General features: G+C 65.7%; 1 protein-coding gene. It reads right to left on the bottom strand.

Features of this window, described 5'->3' with window-relative positions; all coding sequences use genetic code 11:
• Positions 1-31 precede the first annotated feature (31 nt).
• Complete coding sequence (locus tag AC0L15_RS33150; RefSeq protein WP_287250819.1) at positions 32-1,234, bottom strand: integrase core domain-containing protein; 1,203 nt, start codon at positions 1,232-1,234, stop codon at positions 32-34.
• Positions 1,235-1,313 lie beyond the last annotated feature (79 nt).

Here is a 1,313-nt window from a genome sequence, read left to right as displayed (position 1 = left end):
GATGGGTAACACTTTGAACCGGATACATGGGTTACAGTTTTCCCCCTGTCGTGTCCGCCGCAGCGCCATGCGGTTTGATTGGCGCGGCGCTGCGGCGGACAAGCTTCATGCGCCCGGTGTCGAGGATGCCGAGCGGGTGGGCATGGAAGCTGAGCGCCCATTGACCATCCTCGGTTTCGATGGCGGCGACCGCTTCGCCGGCCAGCGCCTTGGAAACGTAGACGAAACCACCGTTCCACCTGATCTCGCCATTGTGGCGCACGCTGCGCACCGCCGCCTCGGCCGGATAGTCGGGCTCGGGCGGTGTCGCAGGCATGGCGCGCGACGAGGAGCGGTAATGCTGCGCCGGGGTGTCCATGGCCAGCGCCTCATGCGGACGCTCCTCATTGTAGCTGCGCCGGAAGGCTTCGAAAGCCTGGCCCTGGGCGGTTCTGTCGGCCTCCGGCGCCTTGGCCAGCGGCAGCATGGTCAGGTGGAAGCGCTCGTGGCATCCGTTCTGCTGCGGCTTGCCGGGTGCGATCCGCTCCAGCGTGATGCCGAGCTTGATAAAGCGCACCGACAGCGGCGTCAGCCCGGTGACGCCGGCCGACGCGAAAGGCGAGCCATTGTCGCTTCTGAACCGATCCGGCAGGCCATGTTCCTCAAACAGCCGCTCGAACACCGGCCAAGCCTCGTCGTCCGCCGTCGAGCCCGTCGCTTCGAGCGCCAAAAGGTAGCGGCACGACGCATCCATCACCGTCAACGGTTCGCAGCGCCACCCGTCACGGGTGCGGAACCAGCCCTTGTGGTCGCCCGTCCACACCGCGTTCGGCTCCTCAGCTGGCGGCCATGGTCCGTTGCCCGCCGCCTTCCAGCGGGCGCGCCGCCGACCGACAAGCCCATGCCGCTGAAGGATCGCGCCAGCCGTCGAGGCCGACGGCCAGGCCAACTCGGGAGCGGTGCGCTTGAGCCGCGCCATGATCTTCTTCGGCCCCCACAGTGGATGTGCCTCCTTCGAAGCAACGATCCGCTCCACCAGATCCACCGCCGTCGCCCGGCCATGATTGAGCGGCGCCCGCGGCCGGTCATGCAGACCTTCCGGGCCGAACTCCCGGTACCGTCCCAGCCATTTGTAGCCGATCTTGCGCGATATGCCGAAGTCAGCACAAAGCTGCGTCATCGTCTCATCACCCGCCAGGCACTCCACAACAAACCGAAGCCGCTCATCCATGATGCCAGTCTCTCGCCAAACCATCGCCGGTCCTCCCGGCGAAGGAGAAAACTGTCACCCATGCAATCAGTCCATTCTGTTACCTATCTATCCGGTTCGGACA

The sequence above is a fragment of the Mesorhizobium sp. WSM4846 genome, from assembly GCF_055811415.1.
This window is presented reverse-complemented; position numbering and strand designations above follow the sequence as displayed.